The sequence below is a fragment of the Ancylobacter sp. genome, assembly GCF_965279025.1.
Classification (GTDB): Bacteria; Pseudomonadota; Alphaproteobacteria; order Rhizobiales; family Xanthobacteraceae; genus Ancylobacter.
The window spans coordinates 4541819-4567005 of the sequence record NZ_OZ257132.1; the positions used below are offsets into that span (position 1 = coordinate 4541819).

Annotated in this window: 23 protein-coding genes; 11 read left to right on the forward strand and 12 right to left on the reverse strand. The window is 67.3% G+C overall.

All coding sequences use genetic code 11. The features are described from left to right. Positions 1 to 84: 84 nt before the first annotated feature. The 5 genes from ACQY76_RS21150 (at position 85) to ACQY76_RS21170 (ending at position 8048) form a co-directional block, all read left to right on the forward strand. Positions 85 to 1299: a putative DNA modification/repair radical SAM protein gene (locus ACQY76_RS21150; protein ID WP_428030648.1), complete on the forward strand. Its 1215-nt coding sequence runs from the start codon at positions 85 to 87 to the stop codon at positions 1297 to 1299. Continuing rightward, positions 1296 to 2783 carry a UdgX family uracil-DNA binding protein gene (locus ACQY76_RS21155; RefSeq protein ID WP_428030649.1) on the forward strand — a complete coding sequence of 496 codons (1488 nt, stop codon included), beginning with the start codon at positions 1296 to 1298 and terminating at the stop codon, positions 2781 to 2783. Before ACQY76_RS21150 ends, ACQY76_RS21155 begins: the two co-directional genes overlap by 4 nt. A 229-nt stretch (positions 2784 to 3012) precedes the next feature. After that, entirely contained in the window at positions 3013 to 6333 is a 3321-nt protein-coding gene (carB, locus tag ACQY76_RS21160) for a carbamoyl-phosphate synthase large subunit (protein ID WP_428030650.1), read from the forward strand. Between the two features lie 141 nt (positions 6334 to 6474). Continuing rightward, complete coding sequence (greA, locus tag ACQY76_RS21165; RefSeq protein WP_428030651.1) at positions 6475 to 6948, forward strand: transcription elongation factor GreA; 474 nt, start codon at positions 6475 to 6477, stop codon at positions 6946 to 6948. A gap of 20 nt (positions 6949 to 6968) precedes the next feature. Next, entirely contained in the window at positions 6969 to 8048 is a 1080-nt protein-coding gene (locus ACQY76_RS21170; RefSeq protein ID WP_428030652.1) for a glycosyltransferase family 4 protein, read from the forward strand. Between the two features lie 133 nt (positions 8049 to 8181). Here the strand turns inward: ACQY76_RS21170 and ACQY76_RS21175 are convergent, their stop codons facing one another. From ACQY76_RS21175 to ACQY76_RS21190, 4 genes are read right to left on the reverse strand one after another with little or no spacing between them, the layout of a single operon-like run. Further along, positions 8182 to 9222 carry an ELM1/GtrOC1 family putative glycosyltransferase gene (locus tag ACQY76_RS21175; RefSeq protein ID WP_428030653.1) on the reverse strand — a complete coding sequence of 347 codons (1041 nt, stop codon included), beginning with the start codon at positions 9220 to 9222 and terminating at the stop codon, positions 8182 to 8184. Beyond that, on the reverse strand, positions 9219 to 9842 hold the full coding sequence (locus ACQY76_RS21180; RefSeq protein WP_428030654.1) for a methyltransferase domain-containing protein: 624 nt from the start codon (positions 9840 to 9842) through the stop codon (positions 9219 to 9221). The genes ACQY76_RS21175 and ACQY76_RS21180 overlap by 4 nt, the downstream gene beginning before the upstream one ends. A 2-nt stretch (positions 9843 to 9844) precedes the next feature. Continuing rightward, positions 9845 to 10741 (reverse strand): glycosyltransferase family 8 protein, encoded by an 897-nt coding sequence (locus ACQY76_RS21185; protein ID WP_428030655.1) that lies wholly within the window; start codon positions 10739 to 10741, stop codon positions 9845 to 9847. After that, positions 10738 to 11214, reverse strand: coding sequence for an Lrp/AsnC family transcriptional regulator (locus tag ACQY76_RS21190; protein ID WP_428030656.1), 477 nt, complete (start codon positions 11212 to 11214; stop codon positions 10738 to 10740). Before ACQY76_RS21190 ends, ACQY76_RS21185 begins: the two co-directional genes overlap by 4 nt. Positions 11215 to 11486: 272 nt before the next feature. On the opposite strand from ACQY76_RS21190, the gene trxB reads away from it, so the two are divergent. Together trxB and ACQY76_RS21200 are read left to right on the forward strand one after the other, a co-directional pair. Continuing rightward, on the forward strand, positions 11487 to 12467 hold the full coding sequence (gene trxB / locus ACQY76_RS21195) for a thioredoxin-disulfide reductase (RefSeq protein WP_428030657.1): 981 nt from the start codon (positions 11487 to 11489) through the stop codon (positions 12465 to 12467). A gap of 47 nt (positions 12468 to 12514) precedes the next feature. Then, positions 12515 to 13414, forward strand: a complete 900-nt coding sequence (locus tag ACQY76_RS21200; protein WP_428033078.1) for a LysR family transcriptional regulator — start codon at positions 12515 to 12517, stop codon at positions 13412 to 13414. A 6-nt stretch (positions 13415 to 13420) separates the two neighbouring features. Here ACQY76_RS21200 and ACQY76_RS21205 read toward each other — a convergent pair whose 3' ends face one another. From ACQY76_RS21205 to ACQY76_RS21220, 4 genes are all read right to left on the reverse strand, one after another. Continuing rightward, entirely contained in the window at positions 13421 to 13933 is a 513-nt protein-coding gene (locus ACQY76_RS21205; RefSeq protein ID WP_428030658.1) for a DUF2380 domain-containing protein, read from the reverse strand. Positions 13934 to 14335: 402 nt separating this feature from the next. After that, complete coding sequence (gene msrP / locus ACQY76_RS21210) at positions 14336 to 15334, reverse strand: protein-methionine-sulfoxide reductase catalytic subunit MsrP (RefSeq protein ID WP_428030659.1); 999 nt, start codon at positions 15332 to 15334, stop codon at positions 14336 to 14338. A gap of 166 nt (positions 15335 to 15500) precedes the next feature. Beyond that, on the reverse strand, positions 15501 to 15992 hold the full coding sequence (locus tag ACQY76_RS21215; RefSeq protein WP_428030660.1) for a DUF992 domain-containing protein: 492 nt from the start codon (positions 15990 to 15992) through the stop codon (positions 15501 to 15503). 108 nt (positions 15993 to 16100) lie between these two features. Next, entirely contained in the window at positions 16101 to 17303 is a 1203-nt protein-coding gene (locus ACQY76_RS21220; RefSeq protein ID WP_428030661.1) for a pyridoxal phosphate-dependent aminotransferase, read from the reverse strand. 144 nt (positions 17304 to 17447) lie between these two features. Here ACQY76_RS21220 and ACQY76_RS21225 point away from each other — a divergent pair, with 144 nt between their 5' ends. The 3 genes from ACQY76_RS21225 to ACQY76_RS21235 all read left to right on the forward strand — a co-directional run bounded on the left by ACQY76_RS21225 (position 17448) and on the right by ACQY76_RS21235 (position 19883). Then, positions 17448 to 18089: a glutathione S-transferase family protein gene (locus tag ACQY76_RS21225; protein WP_428030662.1), complete on the forward strand. Its 642-nt coding sequence runs from the start codon at positions 17448 to 17450 to the stop codon at positions 18087 to 18089. Between the two features lie 130 nt (positions 18090 to 18219). Then, complete coding sequence (locus ACQY76_RS21230; protein WP_428030663.1) at positions 18220 to 18567, forward strand: hypothetical protein; 348 nt, start codon at positions 18220 to 18222, stop codon at positions 18565 to 18567. A gap of 182 nt (positions 18568 to 18749) precedes the next feature. Beyond that, complete coding sequence (locus ACQY76_RS21235; RefSeq protein ID WP_428033079.1) at positions 18750 to 19883, forward strand: PQQ-dependent sugar dehydrogenase; 1134 nt, start codon at positions 18750 to 18752, stop codon at positions 19881 to 19883. A gap of 3 nt (positions 19884 to 19886) precedes the next feature. On the opposite strand, the gene ACQY76_RS21240 is transcribed toward ACQY76_RS21235, so the two are convergent. The 4 genes from ACQY76_RS21240 to ACQY76_RS21255 form a co-directional block, all read right to left on the reverse strand. Then, positions 19887 to 20243, reverse strand: coding sequence for a DMT family protein (locus tag ACQY76_RS21240; RefSeq protein WP_428030664.1), 357 nt, complete (start codon positions 20241 to 20243; stop codon positions 19887 to 19889). Between the two features lie 41 nt (positions 20244 to 20284). Further along, positions 20285 to 20602, reverse strand: coding sequence for a SemiSWEET family sugar transporter (locus tag ACQY76_RS21245; RefSeq protein WP_428030665.1), 318 nt, complete (start codon positions 20600 to 20602; stop codon positions 20285 to 20287). Positions 20603 to 20645: 43 nt separating this feature from the next. Continuing rightward, on the reverse strand, positions 20646 to 21329 hold the full coding sequence (locus ACQY76_RS21250; RefSeq protein WP_428030666.1) for a Fe2+-dependent dioxygenase: 684 nt from the start codon (positions 21327 to 21329) through the stop codon (positions 20646 to 20648). Between the two features lie 85 nt (positions 21330 to 21414). After that, positions 21415 to 23751, reverse strand: coding sequence for a TonB-dependent receptor (locus ACQY76_RS21255; RefSeq protein ID WP_428030667.1), 2337 nt, complete (start codon positions 23749 to 23751; stop codon positions 21415 to 21417). A 309-nt stretch (positions 23752 to 24060) separates the two neighbouring features. Here ACQY76_RS21255 and ACQY76_RS21260 point away from each other — a divergent pair, with 309 nt between their 5' ends. Beyond that, positions 24061 to 25038: a tetratricopeptide repeat protein gene (locus ACQY76_RS21260; protein ID WP_428030668.1), complete on the forward strand. Its 978-nt coding sequence runs from the start codon at positions 24061 to 24063 to the stop codon at positions 25036 to 25038. Positions 25039 to 25187 lie beyond the last annotated feature (149 nt).

Below are 25187 nucleotides of genomic sequence, written 5' to 3' on the forward strand. Positions count from 1 at the left end.
CTCGGGGCCTCCCCGGGGCGGTATCGCCGCCGGGTTGATCCGCCCATGGCAGGAACATAAAGTGAACGTCGGAGGATCGCCGACGTGGATGATGCACTCAAGACCAAGCTCGGCATATTGGCCGATGCGGCCAAATACGACGCCTCCTGCGCCTCATCCGGTGCCGGCGGGCGCGCGGCGAAGAAGGACGGCATCGGGTCGACCACCGGAATGGGCATCTGCCATTCCTACACGCCGGACGGGCGCTGCGTGTCGCTGCTGAAAATCCTGCTGACCAATTACTGCCTGTTCGACTGCGCCTATTGCATCAACCGCCGCTCCTCGAACGTGCAGAGGGCGCGCTTCTCGGTGGACGAGGTGGTGGCCATCACCCTCGGCTTCTACAAGCGCAATTACATTGAGGGGCTGTTCCTCTCTTCCGGCATCATCCGCTCGCCCGACTACACGATGGAGCAGATGATGCTGGTGGCCCGGCGGCTGCGGCATGACCATGGCTTCGCCGGCTACATCCACCTCAAGGCCATTCCCGAGGCCAGCCCCTGGCTGGTCGAGCAGGCAGGCCTGTGGGCCGACCGGCTCTCGGTGAATGTCGAGCTCGCCTCCGACATCAGCCTGAAGGAGCTGGCGCCGGAGAAGGACGCGCCGGGCATCAAGGCGACGATGGGCCAGTTGAAGGAGCGCATCACCGAGGCGCGCGAGGAAAAGCGTCGCTTCGCCCCGGCCGGCCAGAGCACGCAGATGATCGTCGGCGCCGACGCCACCACCGACGCGGCGGTGCTGGACGCCAGCGCCACGCTGTATGGCGGCTATGGTCTCAAGCGCGTCTATTATTCCGCCTTCAGCCCGATCCCCGAGGCGAGCCGCATGCTGCCGGTGAAGCCGGCGCCGCTGCGCCGCGAGAACCGGCTCTACCAGGCCGACTGGCTGCTGCGCTTCTACGGCTTCTCGGTCGCGGAGATCGCCGCCGGTGGCGCCGACGGCATGCTCGATCTCGACATCGACCCCAAGCTCGCCTGGGCGCTCAAGCACCGCGAGCGTTTCCCGGTCGACGTGAACATCGCCGACCGCGAGCTTTTGCTGCGGGTGCCGGGCCTCGGCACAAGGGCGGTGGATCGGCTGCTCCGCGCGCGCCGCCAGACCCGGCTGACGCTAGACGACATCGCCCGGCTCAGCACGGGGGTGAAGCGGGCGCGCCCCTTTCTCATCACCGCCGACCATCACCCGCTCAAGCTCACCGACCGTGCCGACCTGCGCGAGCGCCTCGCCCCGCCCGCCCGGCAGCTGGAGCTGTTCGCGTGAGCGCGCCGGTGGCGCCGGCAGCAACCGGCGACATCCGCGCGGTCACTCTGCGCTTCGGCGCCGACCTCGCGGGTTTCCGTGCCGCCGTGCGTGCGCTGGTGGCGGCGCAGGTGCCGCCCGCCGGGGTCGCCTGGGCGATGGCGGCGCCGGGCGGCCGGACATCGGCCGAGACGGAGCGCGCGGACCTGTTCGGCATCCCCGCCGCTGCCGCCGGGACGCCGACGGACGCCCCTGCCCTGTCGCTGCCGCGCGCCGTCGCCGGTCTGGTCGATCTCGTGCTGTGCCATCGCGAGCCCGAGCGTTTCGCGCGGCTTTATACGCTGATCTGGCGGGTGCTGCATGGCGAGCGGCAGCTGGCCGACAACCCGGCCGACCCGCTGGTGCATCGGCTCGGCCTGATGGCGAAGGCAGTGCGACGCGACATCCACAAGATGCACGCCTTCGTGCGCTTCAAGGCGCTGGGCATGGAGAACGGCCGGGAGCGTTTTGTCGCCTGGTTCGAGCCCGACCACTTCATCGTCGAGGCGGTGGCGCCGTTCTTTCGCAAGCGCTTTCCCGCCATGGACTGGGCGATCCTCACCCCGGCCGGCACGGTGGGGTGGAATGGTGAGCACCTCGCCTTCGGCCCGCCGGCGGGCCGTCCCCACCTGCCGGAAGGCGACGGCTTCGAGGAAGGCTGGCTCGCCTATTACGCCAGCGTCTTCAACCCGGCCCGCGCCAACCCGACGATGATGCGCGCGGAGATGCCGAAGAAATACTGGCCGAACCTGCCGGAGGCGCGGTTGATCCCGGGGCTTCTGGAAGGCGCGCCGGCCCGCGTCGCCGACATGATCGCCCGCGAGGCGAGCGCGCCGCGCAAGCGCGATCCCGTCCGCGCGGTGGCGGCGATGGCGCATCAGGCTCCCGCCAGCCTTGCCGAGCTCAACGCGTTGATTTCCGCCACCCCCGCCTTCGTTTCCGGCGGCACCCGCGCCGTGCTGGGAGAAGGCCCGCCGGGTGCCGTCCTCGCTCTGGTGGGCGAGCAGCCGGGCGACCAGGAGGATGTCGAGGGCCGTCCCTTCGTCGGGCCGGCCGGGCAGTTGCTGATGAAGGCGATGGCGGAGGCCGGGCTGGTGCGCGAGGCGACCTATCTCACCAATGCGGTCAAGCATTTCAAGTTCGTGCAGCGCGGCAAGCGCCGGCTGCACCAGAAGCCGACCGGCGGCGAGGTGAAGCATTATCGCTGGTGGCTGGACGCGGAGCTGGATTTCGTGAAGCCCCGGCTCGTCGTCGCGCTCGGCGGCACGGCGGCGCTGGCACTTTCCGGCGAGACGCTGGCGGTAACCCGCGCGCGCGGCCCCCGCCCGCTTGGCGCGCGCGACGGGCTCGTCACCTATCATCCCTCCTATCTGCTGCGCCTTCCCGACGAGACCGCCCGGCGCGAGGCTTATGCCGCCCTGGTGGCGGATCTCACCCTGGCGAAAACGCTGGCCGAGGCCGCGTGACGGCGCGGGGACAGGCCATCACCTGTGGAATGGGGACGCGCTGCGCGTGCCACGCAGAGCTTAACGCCGGCCCTGCCCTTCCCCCGCGACGGAATCTGGTTTAAGGGAAGCCCCCAATTGCGGGGCCTGACCTCGCCCAGAAAGTTCAATCCGGGTCCACCCAAGGACGCGTCGCACAGCGCGTCCTTTTTCGTGCGCCCGGACAAATGCGCGAGCCGCACGGGATCCGATGCCGAAACGCACAGATATTTCCACCATCCTCATCATCGGCGCCGGCCCCATCGTCATCGGGCAGGCCTGCGAGTTCGACTATTCCGGCACCCAGGCGTGCAAGACGCTGAAGGCCGAGGGCTACCGCGTGGTCCTGGTCAACTCCAATCCGGCGACGATCATGACCGACCCGGATCTGGCGGACGCCACCTATATCGAGCCGATCACCTCGGAGATCGTCGCCAAGATCATCGCCAAGGAGCGCCACGCGATCCCCGGCGGCTTCGCGCTTCTGCCCACCATGGGCGGCCAGACGGCCCTCAACTGCGCGCTGTCGCTGCGCAAGATGGGCGTGCTGGACGAGTATGATGTCGAGATGATCGGCGCCACCGCCGAGGCCATCGACAAGGCCGAGGACCGCGAGCTGTTCCGCGACGCGATGACCAAGATCGGCCTCGACACGCCGCGCTCGCGCCAGATCAAGACGCTGCCGCAGGCGCTGGAAGCGCTGGAAGAGATCGGCCTTCCGGTCATCATCCGCCCGTCCTTCACCATGGGCGGGCTCGGCGGCGGAATCGCTTACAACAAGTCGGAATATATCGAGATCATCGAGCGCGGCATCGACGCCTCCCCCACCAATGAAGTGCTGGTGGAAGAGAGCGTGCTGGGCTGGAAGGAGTACGAGATGGAGGTCGTCCGCGACAAGGCGGACAACTGCATCATCGTCTGCTCCATCGAGAACATCGACCCGATGGGCGTCCATACCGGCGATTCCATCACCGTCGCGCCGGCGCTGACGCTGACGGACAAGGAATACCAGATCATGCGCGACGCCTCGCTGGCGGTGCTGCGCGAGATCGGCGTCGAGACCGGCGGCTCCAACGTGCAGTTCGCGATCGACCCGGAAACCGGCCGGATGATCGTCATCGAGATGAATCCGCGCGTCTCGCGCTCCTCGGCGCTGGCCTCCAAGGCGACGGGCTTCCCCATCGCCAAGGTCGCCGCGCGCCTCGCGGTGGGCTACACGCTGGACGAGATCGCCAACGACATCACCGGCGGCGCCACCCCGGCCTCGTTCGAGCCGACCATCGACTATGTCGTCACCAAGATTCCGCGCTTCGCCTTCGAGAAGTTCCCCGGCGCCGAGCCGACCCTGACCACCTCGATGAAGTCGGTCGGCGAGGCGATGGCCATCGGCCGCACCTTCCAGGAATCGCTGCAGAAGGCGCTGCGCTCGCTGGAGACCGGCCTCACCGGCCTCGACGAGATCGAGATCGAGGGTCTGGGCCTCGGCGACGATAAGAACGCCGTGCGCGCGGCGCTGGGCACCCCCACGCCGGACCGCCTCTTGAAGGTGGCGCAGGCCATGCGCCTCGGCCTCGACGACGAGGCCATCCACGCCGGCTGCAAGATCGACCCGTGGTTCCTCGAACAGATCCGCGAGATCGTCGATACCGAAGCCAAGGTGCGTGCGCACGGCCTGCCGAAGACCGCCGGCGCCTTCCGCCGGCTCAAGGCCATGGGCTTCTCGGATTCCCGCCTCGCCGGCCTCGCCCGCCTCGCCGAGGCCGACGTCTCGGCCCGCCGCCGGGCGCTGGACGTGCGCCCGGTCTATAAGCGCATCGACACCTGCGCCGCCGAATTCGCCGCCCCCACGGCGTATATGTACTCGTCCTACGAGATGCCCTTCGCCGGCGTCCCGGCCGACGAATCGCGCCCCACCGACGCGAAGAAGGTGGTCATCCTCGGCGGCGGCCCCAACCGCATCGGCCAGGGTATCGAGTTCGACTATTGCTGCTGCCATGCCGCCTTCGCGCTGAAGGACGTCGGCTACGAGACCATCATGGTCAACTGCAACCCGGAGACGGTGTCGACCGATTACGACACCTCCGACCGGCTGTATTTCGAGCCGCTGACCGCCGAGGACGTGATCGAGGTGCTGGAGCGCGAGCGCTCCAACGGCACGCTGCACGGCGTCATCGTCCAGTTCGGCGGCCAGACCCCGCTGAAGCTGGCCCGCGCGCTTGAAGAGGCGGAGATCCCCATCCTCGGCACCTCGCCGGAGGCCATCGACCTCGCCGAGGACCGCGACCGCTTCAAGACCCTGCTGGACAAGCTGAAGCTGCGCCAGCCGGCCAACGGCATCGCCTATTCGGTGGAGCAGGCCCGGCTGGTCACCGCCGAGCTCGGCTACCCGCTTGTCGTGCGCCCCTCCTATGTGCTGGGCGGGCGGGCGATGCAGATCATCCATGAGGAGAGCCAGCTCGGCGACTACCTGCTGGAAACGCTGCCGGGGCTGGTGCCCAACGACATCAAGACCCGCTATCCCAACGACAAGACCGGCCAGATCAACACGCTGCTGGGCAAGAACCCGCTGCTGTTCGACCGCTATCTCTCGGACGCCATCGAGGTGGATGTCGATTGCCTCGCCGACGGCAAGGACACTTTCATCTGCGGCATCATGGAGCACATCGAGGAAGCCGGCATCCATTCCGGCGATTCGGCCTGCTCCCTGCCGCCCTACTCGCTGTCGCCGGAGATGATCGCCGAACTGGAGGCGCAGACCCGCAAGATGGCGCTGGCGCTCGGCGTCGGCGGCCTGATGAACGTCCAGTACGCCATCAAGGACGGCAAGATCTTCGTGCTGGAGGTCAACCCGCGCGCCTCCCGCACCGTGCCCTTCGTCGCCAAGGTGGTGGGCCAGCCCTTCGCCAAGATCGCCGCCCGCGTCATGGCGGGCGAGGCGCTGGCCTCCTTCAACCTGAAGCCCTTCGCCGGCGACCATGTCGCGGTGAAGGAGGCGGTGTTCCCCTTCGCCCGCTTCCCCGGCGTCGACACGGTGCTTGGCCCGGAAATGCGCTCAACCGGCGAGGTGATGGGGCTCGACAAGTCCTTCGCCGTCGCCTTCGCCAAGAGCCAGCTCGGCGGCGGCACCAAGGTGCCGACCTCGGGCACCGTGTTCATCTCGGTGCGCGATGGCGACAAGGCGCGCATTCTTGACGCGGCGCGGCTTCTTGTCTCGCTCGGCTTCAAGGTGATCGCCACCTCGGGCACCCAGCGCTACCTCGTCGAGAATGGCGTGCCCAGCGCCAAGATAAACAAGGTACTGGAAGGCCGCCCGCACATCGTCGACGCGATCAAGAACGGCGAGGTCCAGCTCGTGTTCAACACCACCGAGGGCGCGCAGGCGCTCGCGGACTCGCGTTCGCTGCGCCGCGCCGCCCTCTTGCATAAAGTGCCGTACTACACCACGCTGTCAGGAGCGATTGCGGCGGCGCGCGGGATCAAGGCCTATATTGGCGGCGATCTGGAAGTGCGCGCCCTGCAGGACTATTTCTAGACCGGCTGAACCCGACCCGCTTTGCGGCGTTGGGTGTCCGGACAACGTCTAAGCCCGCGCGGGCGGTTCGATCGTGCTCATGAGCCCGATTGAGCCGCCCGCGGGGGCTTCGTTTGCTTTTGGGAGGTCGAGAACAGACCAATGGAAAAGATTCCGATGACCGCCGGCGGCCATGCCGCTCTGGAGATCGAACTCAAGCACCGCCAGCAGTCCGAGCGTCCGCGCATCATCGAGGCCATCTCGGAGGCGCGCGCCCATGGCGACCTGTCGGAGAACGCCGAGTATCACGCCGCCAAGGAACAGCAGGCGCTGAACGAGGGCCGCATCGCCGAGCTCGAGGACAAGCTGTCCCGTGCCGAGATCATCGACGTCGCCAAGCTCACCGGCGACACCGTGATGTTCGGCGCGACGGTGAAGCTGATCGACGAGGACACCGAGGAAGAGCGCGTCTGGCAGATTGTCGGCGACATGGAAGCCGACGCCAAGGCGGGACGCATCTCCATCTCCTCGCCCATGGCCCGCGCGCTGATTGGCAAGAAGCTCGGCACGTCGGTGGAAGTGGTGACGCCCAAGGGCGCCCGCTCCTACGAGATCGCCGACGTCCGCTTCGCCTGAACAGCCGGGCACATCCCCAAATGACGGAGAAGGCGGCGATCGAACCGGCACGGCTCGAAGTCGTGGCGCCGAATTTCAAGCGCCGCCTCTCCGGTGTCACCTCCACGCTGGAGCGCGTCCTGCCCTATCAGGCGCGCAGCCTCGGCATCGCCGCCTTCGGGCCGGGGCTGGCGGCCAGCGTGCCGCGCATCGGCGTGGCCGCCCTGCGGCATTTCTGGCGCCGTCCGGCCCGCCGCCCCTTCCGCATCTGGCACGCCCGCCGCAATGTCGAGATGCTGGCCGGCCTCGTGCTGCGCGACGTGCTGCGGATGAAGCTCGCCCTGGTCTTCACCTCGGCCTCGCAGCGCTGGCACAAGCGCTGGAGCCGCTTCCTCATTTCCCGCATGGACGCGGTGATCGCGACCTCGGAGAAGACGGCCGGCTACCTCCAGCGCCCCTCCACCGTCATCCATCACGGCATCGACGTGGACAGCTTTGCCCCCGCGCCCGACAAGCCCGGGGCGCGGCGCGCGGTCGGCACGCCGGGCGATCTCAGGATGATTGGCTGCTTCGGCCGCATCCGCGCCCAGAAGGGCACGGACGTGTTCGTCGACGCGCTGATCCGCGTCCTGCCCGACCATCCCGGCTGGGGCGGCGTGGTGCTGGGCCGGGCCACCGGCGCGCACACCGCCTTCTTCGCCGAGCAGCGCGCCAAGGTGGAGAAGGCCGGGCTGGCGGAGCGCATTCTCTTCCCCGGTGAGGTCGCCACCTCCGACATTGCTCGCTGGTATCGCGCGCTCGACCTCTATGTCGCGCCGCAGCGCTGGGAGGGGTTCGGCGTCACCCCGCTGGAGGCGATGGCCTGCGCCGTGCCGGTGATCGCCACCCGGGTCGGAGCCTTCGACGAACTGGTGGTCGAGGGTCGCACCGGCGCCATTGTCCCGCCCGGCGATGTCGACGCCATGGCAGCAGCCGTGGAGGCGTTTTTGCAGCTTGACGATGCAGCAGCGGCGGCAGTCGCGGCCGCCTCCCGCCGCCACGTCGTCGAGACCCATACGATCGAGGTCGAGGCGCAGCAGATCAACGCCGTTTACGAGACGCTCTGGGCGGCGGTGGGATGACGCCTGCCCTCGTCTCTCGCCGTCATCCCGGTCGGCGGTAGGCCGATCCTGGATCGGCGGAAGATGGCGAGCGATCCCGGCTCTTTGCGTCGCTGCGGGCGGGATGACGGTTTCCGGCCTGCCCCAGCCAGCCCTACGGCGCCTCGAGACCCAGCACCGGGGCGATGATCCGGGCGAGTTTCCCGCGTACATCCAGCGTCGGCGGCTCCAGCTTTATCAATGCGCTGGCGAACTGGTCCGCGCTTACCGTGCCCAGCGGCAGGATGGCGAGGCTCGGGTTCAGGGACGGCGCCGCCCAGCTTTTCGCCGCCCAGGCGGAAATAGCCTCGCTGGCATAGCCGTCATGCACCTTGGCCGAGCGAAGGCCGACGACCGGCCGTTTCGCCGTCAGCCCCTCGACCAGCATGCTCATGGAATCCTCGGTGACGACGACGGCATCCGCCCCGAACAGTGCCCGCACGGAGCCAGGCCCGGCACTGCGGTAGTCGATGAACTCGCCCAGCACGCCCTCGGCGGCCAGTTGCGCGAAACGCGCGCCGACTTCGTCCGGCGTGCGGCGCGAGGTCGTCACCCGCCAGCGCACGCCGTGCTCCAATGCCACCGCGCGGACCAGCGCGATCAGCGCATCCCATTCATTTTGCGGCCATTCCTTGCGATAGGCGGTGCCGCCGACCAGCAGCGCGATCTCCGCCCCGTTCAGGTCTGAAAGCGAGGAAAGGCGTCGCGGGGCGGGGTAATCGGCGGGATCGACGATGGACGGAATCGGCGCCCAGGCCGAGCGCGGATGGCCCGCCGCGCGCGGCGAGGCGACGATCATCAGGCTCACCTCGCGCGTGTCATAGCCGCCAATGCCGCCGGAATAGACAAAGGGCACGCCGCCGAAAGCCCGGCTGATGAGGATGCCGGCCGCGATGGTCGGCCGGCCCGATCCGACGATGACGTCAGGCTTTTCAAGGCCTTGCGCGTCGATGCGATACATGGAGCGCAGCCATTTGCCGGCGTCGCGGCCATAGCGGCGCATCACGATCTTGCGCACGTCGTCATGGGCGAACCAGGTCGGGCGAATGTCGAGCCGCGCCACCTCAGTGGGGGTCAGCCGCCCGATCGCCAGCGCGACGCCCTCGGCCTGGTTGAAATGCCCCGGCTTCTTGTCGCGCAGGACCAGCAGCTTCACCGGCGCGCTCCGAAGAGCTTGCGGTGCGCCGAGCGCGTGAGCTTCTGCGTGCGGTAGATCACCCGCTCGCGCGCCCGCACGGCAAGGCCGGTGAGCCCCCCCACCTCGCCTTCCCAGGTCTTGAAGGCGACGCGGGCGCGGCGGTGGATCGGCATCTGGCGCAGCGCGGGGAAATGCGGCTTCAGCCGCGCCAGCCACCACTGCGCGTCATGCTGCGACACATGGGCGTTGCGCCCGTCCGAGAGCAGCAGCTTGGCCGGGCCGATATCGATGACGAACAGCACATGCTCGGCCGCCGCCGCGATGGAGGCCGCCACCGCGTCGATCTCCTCGTCGGGAATGTGCTCCATCACGTCGACATTCACCGCCAGTTGCACCCGCTTGTTCGGCAGGGTGGCGATCTCGGGAATCGCCGGGTCGTAGCGGTGGATTTCCGGGATGCCGGCCTTGGCGGCGATGAGGTAGGCGAGATTGCTCTGGCCGCAGCCAAAATCGATCAGCGACGCCGGCTTCAGCGCCAGGATGTGCGGCAGCATGTCGGCCAGCGCGTGCCGCGCCGTGGCGCCGTAGCGGTGGCGCGCATGCAGCTTCGCATATTCGTCGACCAGGCTGTGTGCCATCTCTAGGCTCCGAAAACGCGCCGCTTGAGCTTGCCGAAAAACCGCCGCAGCCGGCGCGCGCGCTTCTCCACCTTGCGGCCGAACTTGCTCTTCAGCGGCACGGTGGCGAAGGGGGTGCGGGCGCGATAGGCGAGGAAGAGATCGCGCGCGGGGTGGTTGCAGTCGGTGTAGTTGGGCTTCACCTGGCCGATGAAATGGATGATGCGCGCGCCCTGCCAGATCGCGGGGTCGGCCTTGTACACGCCCTTCTCCAGCCGGTGATGCATGTTCCAGCTCTCGTCGAGCGGCAGCCACGCCCCCCGCAACGCGCCGTTGAGCGCGTCCTGGTCCATCATCGGCAAACTGGGCCGCGAGGCGATGAAGTCGAGCGTGCGCTCGGTCACGCGCTGCGCCCGCCAGGCGTCGAGATCGATCAGCAGCACGCCGCTGTTGAAATAGCGCATCTCGTCCGGCAGGCCGATGTCGCGGTTGCGCGTGATGTGGCGTTGCGGCACGAGCCGGGCGACATCGTCCACCGCGGCCAGGGCGAACCCTTCCATGGGCAGGGTGGCAAGCGGGGCGAGGGAACTGGCCACCAGCGTGTCGCAATCAATGTACAGCAGCCGCCCGGTCGCCTCCGGCAGGCTGAGCGGCATGAGGATGCGGGCATAGGCGGTGCGCGAGAGATGGTTGTTTACCGGTCCCGACGCGAAGTGGCGAACCATGTCGTCGGTGATGTCGACGAAGGCGATGCCGGGCCGGCCGTAGCTGGCGGCCAGAAGCTGCTTGTCGTCCTCCGACACCCGGTCGCAAAACACGCAGACCGACCCGATATCACCCGCCGCCTTGTCGGCCAGCGAGGCCAGCATCACGCCGGTCAACTCGACATAGGCGGTGTCGGTGGCGGTGGCGACGATCACGCCGATTCCCCTTCCATCGGCACCACGGCGTTGTCCTTGGTCTGCTTGAGAGTCAGCGCGGTCTTCACATTGCGCACATTCGGCGCGCCGGTCAGCTCCAGCACGAAATTCTGGAAGGTGCGAAGGTCGGGCGCGACGCAGAGCAGGATGAAATCGGTCTCGCCCGACAGCATCCAGCAGGCGCGCACCAGCGGCCAGCGTTCCACCTGCGCGGCGAAGGCGGAGAGGTCGCCTTCCGCCTGGCTGACGAGATGCACCATGGCGAAGGCCATCAGGTCGAACCCGAGCTTCTTCTCGTCGAGAAGCGCCCGGTAGCCCTTGATGATGCCCTCCTCCTCCAGCGAGCGCACGCGGCGCAGGCAGGGCGGTGCGGAAATTCCGACGCGCTGCGACAGCTCCACATTGGTGATGCGGCCATCGCCCTGAAGCTCGCGCAGGATGTTCCAGTCAATGGCGTCGATGCGGCGAACCAAGGGGGTGTCTCCGTGTCCGGCGGCCGGGAAGCCCGCCTTCGGCCGCGACAATAGTGCGGCAGCCGGCGAGAGCAATTATCTTGCGCGCGGGTCCCGCGCAATCTTCCTTCTGGAAAACTAATGGATAGCAGGCGCCTGCCTTGCGGTTGCCCAGGTCAGCCCCTACATTTTCGCATGGCTGGCGTTGCTGCCCTTGCACGGCGCTCATGGATTCGCCATCCGGCCCGATATACCGATCCGGCGACGTGTCGCCGCAACACAGTGAGCTTCCCATGTCGGCCCCCTCGACCAGCCCGGTCAACCACGTCAAGGTCCTGATCATCGGCTCGGGCCCGGCGGGGTATACGGCCGCCGTCTACGCCGCGCGCGCCATGCTGGAGCCGGTACTGATCCAGGGCATCCAGCCCGGCGGGCAGCTCACCATCACCACCGATGTCGAGAACTATCCCGGCTTCGCCGACCCGATCCAGGGCCCGTGGCTGATGGAGCAGATGCAGGCCCAGGCCGAGAAGATGGGCACCCGCATCGTCAACGATCTGGTGACGACGCTCGACCTGTCGCGCCGGCCGTTCCGCGCCGAGACTGATTCCGGCACGGTGTGGATCGCCGAGACGATCATCCTCGCCACCGGCGCGCAGGCCCGCTGGCTCGATCTCGATTCCGAGCAGGAATATCGCGGCCACGGCGTTTCCGCCTGCGCCACCTGCGACGGCTTCTTCTATCGCGGCAAGGAAGTCATGGTCATCGGCGGCGGCAACACGGCCGTCGAGGAGGCGCTGTTCCTCACCAACTTTGCCTCGAAGGTGACCGTGGTTCACCGCCGCGACAGCTTCCGCGCCGAGAAAATCCTGCAGGAGCGCCTGTTCGCCCACCCCAAGGTCGAGGTGGTGTGGAATGCCGCACTGCATGAGGTGAAGGGCCAGCACGAGCCACCCAAGGTGACCGGCGTGGTGCTGAAGGATGTCGTCACCGGCGCGCTTTCCGAGCGTGCGGCGGATGGCGTGTTCATCGCCATCGGCCACGCCCCGGCGACCGACCTGGTCCAGGGCCAGCTCAAGCTCAAGCCCAGCGGCTATGTGTGGACGGCGCCCCATTCCACCGAGACCTCGGTGGCAGGCGTGTTCGCCGCCGGCGATGTCGCCGACGACATCTTCCGCCAGGCGGTGACGGCCGCCGGCATGGGCTGCATGGCGGCGCTGGAAGTCGAGCGTTTCCTCGCCTCGCGCGAACCTCTCGCCCAAGCCGCCGAATGAACGAGGGCCCCCGCCGGATGGACAACAAGGCCAATCGCGCGCGCGACATGGACTGGGACAAGCTCAAAGTGTTCCACGTCGCCGCGGAGGCCGGTTCCTTCACCCATGCGGGCGAAGCGCTCGGCCTGTCGCAATCGGCGGTCAGCCGGCAGGTGTCGGCGCTGGAGCAGGAGTTGAACATCCCGCTCTTCCACCGCCATGCGCGCGGGCTGATCCTGACCGAGCAGGGCGACCTGCTCTACCGCACCGCCCACGAAGTCTTCATGAAGCTGGAGGCGGCGCGGGCCAAGCTGACGGATTCGCGCGAGAAGCCGAATGGCGAGCTGCGCGTCACCACCACCATGGGGCTCGGCACTCATTGGCTGACGGCGCGGATCGGCGAGTTCCTCGAACTCTATCCCGATATCCGCATCACGCTGATCCTGACCGACGACGAGCTCGACCTTGCCATGCGCGAGGCCGACGTCGCCATCCGCCTGCGCCAGCCGGTGCAGCCGGACCTGATCCAGCGCAAGCTGTTCACCGTGCATTTCCACGCCTTCGCCTCGGCCGAATATCTCAAGCGCAACGGCCATCCGCGCTCGCTGGACGAGCTCGACAAGGACAAGCACCGCATCATCCTGCTCGGCGGGCCGATCCCCTCCTATTTCCAGGGGCTGAACTGGCTGGAGCGGGCGGGGCTGGAAGACGACCAGGAAGGCCGCGTGCCAGCGCTCTCGGTCAACAACGTGCTGGGGCTGAAGCGCGCCGTGGAGCGCGGCGTCGGCATCGGCATCGTGCCGGATTACCTGCTGGAGGATTCCGCCACGCTGGTGCAGCTCTTCCCCGAGCGCACCACGCCGACACTGGAAGCCTATTTCGTCTACCCGCAGGAAATGCGCTCGGTTGCGCGCATCCAGGTGTTCCGCGACTTCCTTGTCGCCAAGGCACAGCGCTGGAGCTTCTGAGGGCCCTCAGCGCCCCGGCAACTGGCTGGTGACTTCCCGGGCGACATAGTCGCCGGCGTGGCGCCAGCCCGCGTCATTGTCGCCACGAAAACTGAGCAGCCGCTCGAACACCAGCTTGCCCGTCGCGGCATCGAGAACGGCCACCCGCAGCGACAGCACCAGCGTGCTCATCTTGTGGACGCTGCCGACCAGCAGGAAGCCGGCGCCGGCCTGCCCGGCCCGCCGCCGCAGCGCTTCCACGCCCTCCGCGTCCAGCCGGCACGCACCCTCGCAGGGCAGGTCGAGGCTTTGGAGCGTTCCCGCGCTGCCGATATCCGCCCGCACGGCTTCGGTCAGCGCCAGCCGCCGCGCCTCATGCGCGGCGCGCTGGTCCTGCGGCTCGCCGGACGAATCGGTGAAGCCGATATCGGCGACGGCCACCATGTGCGGGGGCGCAGCGCGGGCCTCCCCGGGCGGCAGGGCGACGAACACAGACAGCAGCACGGCAGCGAGCGGGGCAGCACGGCCGAAGGCAGGCATGGCGATCCTCCACGGCATGACCGCTCATCCGGCGGCCTTCACGCTGGATTACACGCAGATCCGCCATTTGTGGCAAGTCCGGCGATCCCACGCGCGCCGGCCGACGCTCAATTCGCGGGCAGTGGAAGGCGGGCTTATACCGCAATGCAATAACGCATGCCTGCCATGCAGGCATAATTTATTGCAGAGTGCCCGGTCTTTGACCATATGTGAGGAAGACACCGAGACGTTCGCGTTTCGGCTGTTCCCCTCTGGAAGGTTCGCTGCTTCGGCAGCGAAAACTTGAGCCGGGCCCTTTTGGTGCCCGGCTTTTTTCTTGTCGCCGCCGCGTCGCGATGACAGCAAAAACGGCCGGGGCCCGCCGGCACCGACCGTTGCCTCTCATCCCGGTGGGCGCGGCATTCACATGAACAGCTTTTCGCCGCTCAGGCCCTTGTAGAGGCCGGCGACCTGCTCGCCATAGCCGTTATAGAGCAGCGTCGGCCGCCGCTCGCCGGTGCCGATGTCGCGCTCGGTGGCCTGGCTCCAGCGGGCATGCGGCACCTCCGGGTTCACATTGGCCCAGAAGCCGTATTCGCGCCCCTGCACCTGCTCCCACAGCCCCACCGGCCGGTCTGCGACAAAGGAAATGCGCACGATCGACTTCACCGACTTGAAGCCGTATTTCCACGGCACGGCGAGCCGCAGCGGCGCGCCGAACTGGTTGGGCGCCGGCTTGCCGTAGACGCCGGTGACGAGGAAGGCGAGGTCGTTGTTCGCCTCGGCCATGGTGAGGCTGTCGAAATACGGCCAGGGATAGATGAACCGCCGCTGGCCCAGCGCCACCTCCGGGTTCATGAAGGTCTCGAAGCGCACATATTTGGCGCCCGACAGCGGCTTGGCGTAGGCGACGAGGTCCTTTACCGCGAAGCCGGTCCACGGCACGGTCATCGACCACGCCTCGACGCAGCGGTGGCGGTAGATGCGTTCCTCCAGCGACATGGCGCGGATGAGATCGTCGATGCCGACCTCGCGCGGCTGCTCGACCAGCCCGTCGATCTTCACCGTCCACGGCCGGCGCGGCATGCGGGCGGCCACGTCGGCGATCTGGTAGGCCGAGCGCTCGGAGCCGAACTCGTAGAAATTATTGTAGTTGCCGGAAACATCCTCCGGGGTGATCGGCCGGTCGCCGGCGGTGAAGGCCGCATTCTTCTTCGCCGGGTAGAGGTCGCGCGTCGGATCATTGGCCGGGTCGCCCACCGCCGGCGCCGCATCGGCGAAGGGGGCGAGCGCAGCAGACAGGCCGGCGACGCCCAGCAGGCCCACACCCGCGCCAAGCAGGTGGCGGCGGGACAGATAGGTCGCTTCGGGCGTGACCGCGCTCTCCGGCAGTTTCCAGGACCGGTGACGGCGTATCGGCATGGCGGGCTCCTCTTGGATTGTAAGGAGAGTACGCTCGAACCTGCCGGTTTATTTCAGGCGACGTTTCAACTTCTCGTGCAAATCAGCAAAAAGCCCGGCGGGGGTGCCGCCGGGCTTCTGGAACGTTGAAACGCTGGGCGGCGCCACCGGCACCGCCGCGTTTACCTCACTTGGAAACGAGGCGCAGGTCGCCGACGCCGAGCGCGACGTTGACGCCCGTCTGGCCTTCGACGCTGACCGGCTGCAGGGCGATGGTCTTGTTGGAGCCGCCGACCAGCACATTGCCGGCCACGCCGACGCCGAGCGCCACGCTGCCGGACACGCCGACATAGGTGCCGTCGAGATCGGTCGAGCGCACGCCGCGCGAGGGCGCAAGCACGGTCCACAGCAGGATGTTGCGGCCGGTCACGCCAAGGTCGAGGCCCCAGCGGCGGATCGAGCCCTCATAGGCGAACTTCTTGCCGCGCGCGGTGGTGAAGGTGCAATCGAGCGTGCGCTTGGAGCCGATGATGAAGCTCACCGACTTGGAGCCCGCGCAGGCGAGCGAGCCGACCTCGACGCGCTTGCCCTGGGCAGAGGCCGGCGCGGCGGCAAGTGTGGCGGCGCCAGCAACGAGCGCGGCGCCGAGCAGCCCACGCGACAGAACGGAACGGAACATTCAAATCTCCTGAAGATGACGCGCGACCGGCTCTCGGGAACCGGCGCCCCCGCCCTATGGCGCTCGCCGGCCGGGGCGCGCCGCCCGGCCGGTCAATACTCTTCTACCTCAGCGGAGCGAACCGCAGAAGCGCTGGATTCGCAGGCACGCCTCTTCCAGATCCTTGGTGGAGGTGGCGTAGGAAATGCGGAAGGCCGGGCCCAGGCCGAAGGCCGAGCCATGCACCACCGCCACGCCCTCGGCCTCCAGCAGTTCGGAGGCGAAGGCTTCGTCATTGTCGATGACCTTGCCCGCCGGCGTCTTTTTGCCGATGAGCCCGGCGCAGGACGGGTAGACGTAGAACGCGCCTTCCGGCTTCGGGCAGGTGAGGCCGGAGGCCTGGTTCAGCATCGACACGACGAGGTCGCGGCGTTCCTTGAACACCTTGTTGTTGGCGGCGATGAAGTCCTGCGGCCCGTTCAGCGCCTCGACCGCTGCCCACTGGGCGATCGAGTTGGGGTTCGAGGTCGACTGCGACTGCAGCGTGCCGATCGCCTTGATGAGCGGCTCCGGGCCGGCGGCGTAGCCGATGCGCCAGCCGGTCATGCAATAGGCCTTGGAGACGCCGTTCATGGTCAGGGTGCGGTCATAGAGCGCCGGCTCCACCTGCGCCGGGGTGACGAACTCGAAGTCGTCATAGACGAGGTGCTCATACATGTCGTCGGTGAGCACCCACACATGCGGATGCTTCACCAGCACGTCGGTGAGCGCCTTCATCTCGGTGCGGGAATAGGCCGAGCCGGTCGGGTTGGACGGCGAGTTGAAGATCAGCCACTTGGTCTTCGGAGTGATCGCCGCCTCGAGCATTTCGGGCTTCAGCTTGAAATTGTCCTCGAGCCGGGTCTCCACCGGCACCGGGGTGCCGCCGCAGAACTGCACGATGTCGGGATAGCTGACCCAGTACGGCGCCGGGATGATCACCTCGTCGCCGGCATCGAGCGTCGCCACCAGCGCGTTGAACAGCACCTGCTTGCCGCCGGTGCCGACGGTGATCTGGCTCGGCTTGTAGTCGAGGCCGTTCTCGCGCTTGAACTTGGCGACGATGGCCGCCTTCAGCTCGGGAATGCCGTCCACGGCGGTATAGCGGGTCTGGCCATCGCGGATCGCCTTGATGGCGGCTTCCTTGATGTTGTCCGGCGTCTCGAAATCCGGCTCGCCGGCCGCGAGCGCGATCACGTCACGCCCGGCCGCTTTCAGCTCCCGCGCCTTGTTGGAAATGGCGATGGTCTGGGAGGGATTGATGCGCTTCAGGGCGGCGGATATCAGGCTCATGGCCGGTCTCCCTTGAGGTGTTTTGCGCGCGACAACTAGTCGAGCCCTTGCGCCCCGGCAAGCGATTCCCTACCTGCGGGCGGCACCGATACTGCGTTTTCCTGACGCGGTGGCGTTCATGTCCGTTCTGCCGGAGTTTTCTGCATGCTCAAGATTTACGCCATGCAGAGCTCGGGCAACTCGTACAAGGTGCGCATGGCTCTCGCCCGCCTCGCCCTGCCCTTCGAACTCGTGGATGTCGACCTGCTGCGCGGGGAGAACCGCACGCCCGATTTCCTGATGAAGAACCCGGAAGGCCGGGTGCCGCTGCTGGAACTCCCCGGCGGGCGCTATCTCCCCGAATCCAACGCCATCCTGTTCTTCCTCGCCGACGGCACGCCGCTGCTGCCGAATGATCCGCTGGGGCGGGCGGAGACGCTGCGCTGGATGTTCTTCGAGCAGCACAGCGTCGATTCCTCCATCGGCGCAGCGCGGTTCTGGCTCAAGCTGGTGCGCGGCGGGCGCGATCTGCGCACCCACGACATCGACCGCTGGATGGAGGAAGGCTATGCCGCGCTCGGCGTGATGGAACGCCATCTCGCGCGCCGCCCCTTCTTCATCGATGGCACCCTGACCGTGGCCGACATCGCCCTCTACGCGCACATTCATCTCGCGCATGAGGGCGACTTCGATCTCGGCGGTTTTCCCGCCGTGCGCGGCTGGCTGGAGCGGGTGGCGGCGCAGCCCGCGCATGTAAGTTTGGACTGGCGGCCGGAGCAGGCCGCGCAACAGGTTAACATAGCTTAACCTCCTGCCGCGAAATGGCCCCGAAATGGCACCGGCTTGCGCAAAGTGGCGTCCCCGCAGAGCCGCCTTCCCCCCTCACCTTACCGTCACCCAAGGGGCACCAACCCGGACGGATCGAAGGGGTTTCGCCATGCCAGACCAGACCATGCCGAACCAGACGCCCGTTGCCACCACGCCGCGCGCCGGCGAGGCTGTGGCTACCCGCCATACGGCCGGCCGGCGGCTGCGCCGCGCCGCGATGGAAGCCGGCGTCGTGCTGTCGCTGACCTGCGCCATCGTCGCGGTGCTGTGCATGTTCGGCCTTCAGCGCGCCTCCGCGTTTGAACTCGTGCACGGCACCGCCTCGGATGGCCGCCTCGCGGTGGGCGCGGCGCTGCTGGCGGGCTTTGTCGGCCTGTGCGGCCTCACCACCTTCATGCTGCGCAGCACGCTGCAGACCGCCGCTGACTGGCAGGGCACCGGCCGCCGCGAAGGTTGAGGCTTGCCGGGCGACGCGCCGCCCCTTCCCTCACGGCAGCGTGCGCGTGGGGACGGTTGGCGCGACCCGGTGGGTGCTCTAACCATACGGTTCGCAATCGAACCCGGAGCCCCGCCTTGAGCCTGCTGACCCGCGCGCCGACCCTTACCGCGCTCTCCCGCAGGACCGGACGCCCGGGCCGCCTGTTCCTCCTCGCGGCACTGCTTCTCTGCGGCGCGCCGGCCGGCGCGCAGGAGCCGGTGACGACCCCCTCCTCCATCGGCCCCCTCAGTGTCGAGACCGTCGCCGGCGGGCTGCGCAGCCCGTGGGGCCTCACTTTCCTGCCCGATGGCCGGATGCTGGTGACCGAGCGCCCCGGCCAGTTGCGGATCGTCAGCATGAGCGGCACCGTCTCCGCCCCGGTGGCGGGCGTGCCGCCGGTCTTCGCGCGTGGACAGGGCGGCCTGCTCGACGTGGCGCTGGCGCCGGATTTCGACAGCAGCCGGTTGGTCTATCTCGCCTATGCCGAGCCGCGCGAAGGCGCGTCCGGCACCTCTGTCGCACGCGGCCGCCTCGTCGAGCAGGACGGCAGTGCCCGGCTCGACGACGTGCAGGTGATCTTCCGCCAGTCGCCGGCGACGGGCGGCAGCAACCATTATGGCTCCCGCCTCGTCTTCGCCCGCGACGGCACGCTCTTCGTCACGCTGGGCGACCGCTATTCGCTGCGCGACCAGGCGCAGAACCTCGGCAACCATATCGGCAAGGTGGTTCACATCGCGGCGGACGGCGCGGTGCCGGGCGACAACCCGTTTCGCGAACGCAACGGCGCCCGGCCGGAGATCTGGAGCTATGGCCACCGCAATGTGCAGGGCGCCGCGCTCGACCCCGCCACCGGGCACCTGTGGACCATCGAGCACGGTGCGCGCGGCGGCGACGAGTTGAACCGTCCCGAGGCCGGCAAGAATTATGGCTGGCCGGTCATCTCCTATGGCCGAGACTATTCCGGCGCCGCCCTTGGCGAGGGCACGGAAAAGGCCGGCATGGAGCAGCCGGTCAAGTACTGGGACCCGTCCTTCGCCCCCTCGGGCCTCGCTTTCTACACCGGCACGCTGATGCCGCAGTGGAAGGGCGACCTGTTCACCGGCGGCCTCGCCGGCACGCGTCTGGTGCGGCTGCGGCTCGACGGCGTGCGCGATCAGGTCGCCGAGGAGGAAGTCCTGCTCGCCGACCTCAATGCGCGCATCCGCGACGTGCGTCAGGGACCGGACGGCGCGCTGTGGCTGCTCACCGACGACCCTTCCAATGGCCGCCTGCTGCGCGTCGCGCCGGCTGATTGAAGGTCATGACCACTTCTGGAAGATGAAGAACGCGCCCAGGGCGATGAAGGCGAAGCCGATCAGGTGGTTCCAGTGGAACGGCTCCTTCAGCCACAGCACCGAGAAGCCGGCGAACACCACGAGGGTGATGACCTCCTGCATGGTCTTCAGCTCGACCGTCGAATAGACCTCGGAGCCGTAGCGGTTGGCCGGCACGGCGAGGCAGTACTCGAAGAAGGCGATGCCCCAGCTCACCAGAATGGCGATCATGAGCGGGGTCGATTTGTGCTTGAGATGCCCGTACCAGGCGAATGTCATGAAGATGTTGGAGGCGACGAGGAGGATAATCGGCGTCACTGCCGGGGGGATGAAGCCGAACATGCGCGGTTCCCTCGATGGGGTTCGAGAAGACCCTCCCCGGCTCAGCCGTAGCGCAGCTTGAGCGACACGATGCCGACGAGCAGGACGAGGGTCACGGCGTTGGCCATGATGACCGGAATCGAGCCGATCAACACGCCGTACACTAGCCATAGCGCCACTCCCGCCGCGAACGCCAGATAGGCGAAGAGCGACAGGTCGCGCGTCTCGCGCGTGCGCAGGATCTTCAGCGCCTGCGGCAGCCAGCACAGCGTCGTCAGCAGGGCCGCGACGCCGCCGATGAGTTCGGTGGAAAGTGAGGTGCCGACCATGAAATCCGCCTCGCCCGGCCCGGGGCCGACATCAGGCGTCGGCGTTCCCATGCCGCCCGATTCCTGTCAATCCGCATCCGCCGGGCGGGGGGCGTCACAGCTCGGCCCAGAGGCGCAGCAGGTTGTGATAGACATTGGCCAGCGACAGCACCGACGGGTCGTCGTCCGGCAGCCTTGCCCGGGTGCCCATGATGGCCCGGTCGAGGTCGTAGAGCATGGTGCGGCGCTCCTGGTCCTTGATCATCGATTGCGACCAGAAGAACGAGCCCCAGCGGCTGCCGCGAGTGATCTCGTTGACGCTGTGCAGGCTGGAGGCGGGGTAGACCACCGCATGGCCGGCCGGCAGCTTCACCTCATGCGCGCCATAGGTGTCCTCGATGACGAGTTCGCCGCCGTCATATTCCTCCGGCTCGGTCAGGAAGATGGTGGTCGACACATCCGCCCGCATCCGCATGCCGGTGCCGGGAATGGCGCGGATCGAGCCATCGACATGGGCGCCGAACTTCATGCCGACATCGTAGCGGTTGAACATCGGCGGCAGCACCCGCAGCGGCATCACCGCCGAATTGAAGATCGGGTTGCGCCCCAGCGCCCGCAGCACGATGTCGCCGAGCTCGGACGCCTCCTTCGACTCCACCGGAATCTGCAGGTTGAGCTTGCTCATCGCCGCCTGCGCGCCGGCGGTGACGCGTCCGTCGACCCAGGGCGAGGATTCCAGCACGCGCCGGCAATGGGCCACTTCATCCGGGGTGAGGATGTCGGGGATCTGGATCAGCATCGGTCGGTCCGTTCAACGAAAAGAGGGGGAAAGCCGGAAACCGGCCTTCCCCCGAGATGCGACGGTCAGGTCGTAGACGCGGCGATCAGAAGGTCGCCCCGACAGTCAGCGTGAAGGTGCGGCCCGAGGACGGCACCGCGCGATTGCCCCAGCCGGCCGAGTAGTTCAGCTCGTCGGTGAGGTTGTAGGCGTTCAGCGCGACGCGGTAATTGGCGTATTCATAAGAGACCAGCGCATCCAGCGAGAAAGTCTCGGGGATGATCGCGGTGTTGGCGCTGTTGGTGAAATACTCGCTGGCATAGGTCACGCCGGCGCCGACGAGCAGCTTGCCGGGGATCTGCAGCACGCCCTTGGTCAGCTCGTAGGTGGTCCACAGGGTGAAGTTGTTTTCCGAGACGAAGGGCACCGCGTTGCCGATATAGTCGTCGGTGGTCGAGGTCATGATCTCGCTGTCGTAATAGGCGTAACCCGCCTGGATCACCCAGGCCGCGGTGATGTTGCCGGTCACGCCGAGTTCGACGCCCTGCACCCGCTGGTTTTCGCCGGTCTCCACCGTGTCGAAGGTGAAGGGATCGACATAGAAGGCATTGCTCTTGTCGACCCGGAACAGCGAGCCGGTGAAGCCGAGCCGCCCGTCCGGCGTCGAGATCTTGAAGCCGATCTCGTAGGTCTCGTTCTCTTCCGGCTCGAGATTGTTCTGCGTCGGGTTGACGACGGTGATGTCGTTGGTCGGGAACATGCCCTGCGGCGAGTAGGAGCGCGCCCAGGAGGCATAGTAGGTCTGGTTGGAGGTCGGCTCCCAGATGATGCTCGCCTTCGGGCTGGAGAACTGGGTGGTGCTGTCGGCATTCACCCATTTGCCGTCGCTGTCTTTGCAGGTCGTGCTTGTGCCGTTGGGATCGACACACCAGACGCTGTAATCGGCCGAATAACTGTCATAGCGGATGCCGCCGAGCACCGAGAGCTGATCGGTCAGCCAGATACGGTCGCTCACGAAGGCGCCGAAATCGGTCGCGCTGGACTTGCGGGTGCCGTTATTGCCCAGCGGGTTGGGGTAGAGATAGTAGTCCGTCGTGTTGGCGTAGATCGGGTTCCAGATCGTCGACGTGCCCTTCGAGCCCTGCACCGAAATCAGCGTGCGCTCGTCGTCGACCGTGTAGATGTCGAGGCCGGCCACCACTTCATGGCGCAGGAAGCCGGTGTCGAACTTGGCGATGGCGGTGGTGACGTTCTGGCCGGACCAGCTGGTCTGGTCGAAGCCCGGATTGCCGCCGCCGAACGCGATCGCCGGGTCGTTGCCGGCGAAGAACTGCCCGGTGCAGGTGGCTTCATACTGCGTCGGCGTCGGGTTGGGCACGTTGTTCGGGGCGTTGGCGCAGCCGGCGACGCTGGTCGAGAAGTTGCGCGTGTAATAGCCGATGCGCGAGTCGTTGGTGATGGTCAGCCAGTCGTTCACCTCGCGCTTGAGGTTGGCGGTGAACATGTTGGCTTCGGTGTCGTCGTGGTCGGTCACCTTGCCGTAGAAGGTGGAGCGCGGCACCCCGTATTCGGTCACCGGCTTGCCGAGCGAGCCGAAGCGCACGGCGTCGCCGAAGCGCGGCGTCACGATCGGCACGCCGTAATCGGGGGTGCGCGAACCGTTCTGGTAGAGATAGTTCAGGTGCAGGGTCTGGTCGGTGCCGAGGCCGAAGCCGAGGTCGGCCATGAAGCCGTAGCGGTTCGATTCGACGTGGTCGCGGTCCGCAACCTCTTGCTCGTTGACCATGCCGACCACGCGGAAGGCGGTCGTCTCGTCGAGCTGCTTGTTGATGTCGAACACGCCGCGATAGAGCGGCCCGGTGCCGAACTGGCCCTCGAAATCATATTTGTCGCCGATATGGGCCTGCTTCAGCGTCGAGTTGATCACGCCGCCCGTGGTGCCGGCGCCGAAGCTCTCCGACGACGGGCCCTTCAACACTTCCACGCTCTCATAGGCGAAGCTGTCGCGCACATAGACGCCGAAATCGCGCAGGCCGTTGATGTAGACGTCGCCCTTGGACTGGAAGCCACGGATGCGGAACTGGTCACCGTTCATGCCGCCGCCGCCCTCGCCGATACCGACGGTGACGCCCGGCACGTTGCGCAGCGCCTGTTCCAGCGTGGTGACGCCCTGCTGCTGCATGGTCTGCTGGTTGATGACCTGCACCGTCTGCGGCATGTCCTGAATGCGGCCCGGCAGACGCGAGATGCCGGTCGTGTCCTCCAGCGTGTTATCCGGCGAACCCTCGCTCTCGACCGTCACCGTCGGCAGCTCTTCTTCAGCGGCCGGTGCCGCCTGCTGCGCATGGGCCGCGAACAGCGGCAGCGCCGACATCGTGACGGCAAGACCCGCCGTCAGTGCGGTATTATGTGAGGTGTCGCGAAGCGTTCTCAAGGTCTTCATCGGATACCAGCCCTTAATGTTTCGTAATTTTGCTCATATCTACGAATCTAAACCGCTTCAAACGTTATGTTTTTTATGTGTTCCAACATAGACAGCGTAGATTGTTTCAAAACTGCAGTTTTGAATTAGTTTAATCTGAATCAGCGCGACCAATGTTTGCGCGCATGGCCTTCTAGATTATGTAGACCAAGGACATTGCGCGGACGGCCGAGAGGCAGAGGGCGGTCCAAACAGGCGACAAGCGGCGGAATCGGGATGCGCGACGGCTGGATTTCGTTCACAGAGCTGACACAAATCGGCCCCGAACTGTTGCACGCACGCATCAGTAAGAATCCGCAGGCGGCGGCACGCTGGGTGGAAGCGGCGGCGCTGAACGGCATCGTCAGCGCCCAGATCGCCTGGGGCCAGATGCTGGTCGACGGGCACGGCGTGGCACGCGACCCGGAAGCCGGACGGCGCTGGTTCGATGTCGCGGCCGCCGCCGGCAGCGCCGAAGGGCGGAACATGGTGGGGCGCGCCTTTGAGCTCGGCTGGGGCGTTGCCGCCGATCCCGCCCGCGCGGCAGGCCATTACCGGCAGGCCGCCGAGGCCGGGCATGGCTGGGGCCAGTTCAACCTCGCCACCCTGCTGCTGGAGGGGCGCGGCGTGCCGCTCTCCCGCACCGAGGCGCTGCACTGGTATGTGCGCGCGGCACGGCGCGGCGGGGGCGAGGCGGCGGCGAAGTCCGCCACCATGGTCGGGCGCTATCTCGAACATGGCTGGGACCGCCCGTCCCGCCCGGCGGCAGCGGCGCGCTGGTATCTCCGGGGCGCCGAGGGCGGCGACTATCGCGGCCAGTTCGACCTCGCGCGGCTGCTGCTGGAGCGCACCGGCCGGCTCGACCTCGCCGCCCCATGGTTTACCCGCGCGGTCGAGGCGGGCGTACCGGCCTTCTGCCGCCATGTCGGCATGGCGTTGCGCGGTTCGCCAGAGCCGACCCTGCGCCAGATCGCCCTGCGGGCCCTGGAACGCGCCGCCGAGAGCGGCGAGCCGGAAGATCTGCGGGCCTATGGCGGCGCCCTGGCCGAGGGGCTCGGCGCCATCCCCGACGCCGCAGCGGCGGCACAATTCTTCCGGCGTGCCCGCGAAGCGGAAAACGAGGCCCGCCGGCTTGCCGCAAAGGGCGCCTCTGCGGTTGCGGCGAGCAGCAGCCCTGCCTCCCGAAAACGCCCGACGGCGCTGCTTCGAGCGGCGCGGCACGCCCTGACGGCAGCGCATCGCGCCCGTCGTTCGATCACAAATCGGTGATCGCTGCGCCCTACGTCTCTACCATACAACCTCTGGGAGCAATTCATTACCTGCCACCCCTGCAAAACGAGTATTATTTATAAATTCGACGCTCTACCGCGCGTTGCGCATGAAACCATGGGGCAGGTCGCTGCTTGTTTTGTTGGGCG

Excerpts from the sequence above, each read along its gene's own strand:
- carB (WP_428030650.1), top strand. The coding sequence starts at position 3,013 with ATGCCGAAACGCACAGATATTTCCACCATCCTCATCATCGGCGCCGGC.
- greA (WP_428030651.1), top strand. The coding sequence starts at position 6,475 with ATGGAAAAGATTCCGATGACCGCCGGCGGCCATGCCGCTCTGGAGATC.
- ACQY76_RS21170 (WP_428030652.1), top strand. The coding sequence starts at position 6,969 with ATGACGGAGAAGGCGGCGATCGAACCGGCACGGCTCGAAGTCGTGGCG.
- ACQY76_RS21180 (WP_428030654.1), bottom strand. The coding sequence starts at position 9,842 with ATGGCACACAGCCTGGTCGACGAATATGCGAAGCTGCATGCGCGCCAC.
- trxB (WP_428030657.1), top strand. The coding sequence starts at position 11,487 with ATGTCGGCCCCCTCGACCAGCCCGGTCAACCACGTCAAGGTCCTGATC.
- ACQY76_RS21200 (WP_428033078.1), top strand. The coding sequence starts at position 12,515 with ATGGACTGGGACAAGCTCAAAGTGTTCCACGTCGCCGCGGAGGCCGGT.
- ACQY76_RS21205 (WP_428030658.1), bottom strand. The coding sequence starts at position 13,933 with ATGCCTGCCTTCGGCCGTGCTGCCCCGCTCGCTGCCGTGCTGCTGTCT.
- msrP (WP_428030659.1), bottom strand. The coding sequence starts at position 15,334 with ATGCCGATACGCCGTCACCGGTCCTGGAAACTGCCGGAGAGCGCGGTC.
- ACQY76_RS21215 (WP_428030660.1), bottom strand. The coding sequence starts at position 15,992 with ATGTTCCGTTCCGTTCTGTCGCGTGGGCTGCTCGGCGCCGCGCTCGTT.
- ACQY76_RS21220 (WP_428030661.1), bottom strand. The coding sequence starts at position 17,303 with ATGAGCCTGATATCCGCCGCCCTGAAGCGCATCAATCCCTCCCAGACC.
- ACQY76_RS21225 (WP_428030662.1), top strand. The coding sequence starts at position 17,448 with ATGCTCAAGATTTACGCCATGCAGAGCTCGGGCAACTCGTACAAGGTG.
- ACQY76_RS21230 (WP_428030663.1), top strand. The coding sequence starts at position 18,220 with ATGCCAGACCAGACCATGCCGAACCAGACGCCCGTTGCCACCACGCCG.
- ACQY76_RS21240 (WP_428030664.1), bottom strand. The coding sequence starts at position 20,243 with ATGTTCGGCTTCATCCCCCCGGCAGTGACGCCGATTATCCTCCTCGTC.
- ACQY76_RS21245 (WP_428030665.1), bottom strand. The coding sequence starts at position 20,602 with ATGGGAACGCCGACGCCTGATGTCGGCCCCGGGCCGGGCGAGGCGGAT.
- ACQY76_RS21250 (WP_428030666.1), bottom strand. The coding sequence starts at position 21,329 with ATGCTGATCCAGATCCCCGACATCCTCACCCCGGATGAAGTGGCCCAT.
- ACQY76_RS21255 (WP_428030667.1), bottom strand. The coding sequence starts at position 23,751 with ATGAAGACCTTGAGAACGCTTCGCGACACCTCACATAATACCGCACTG.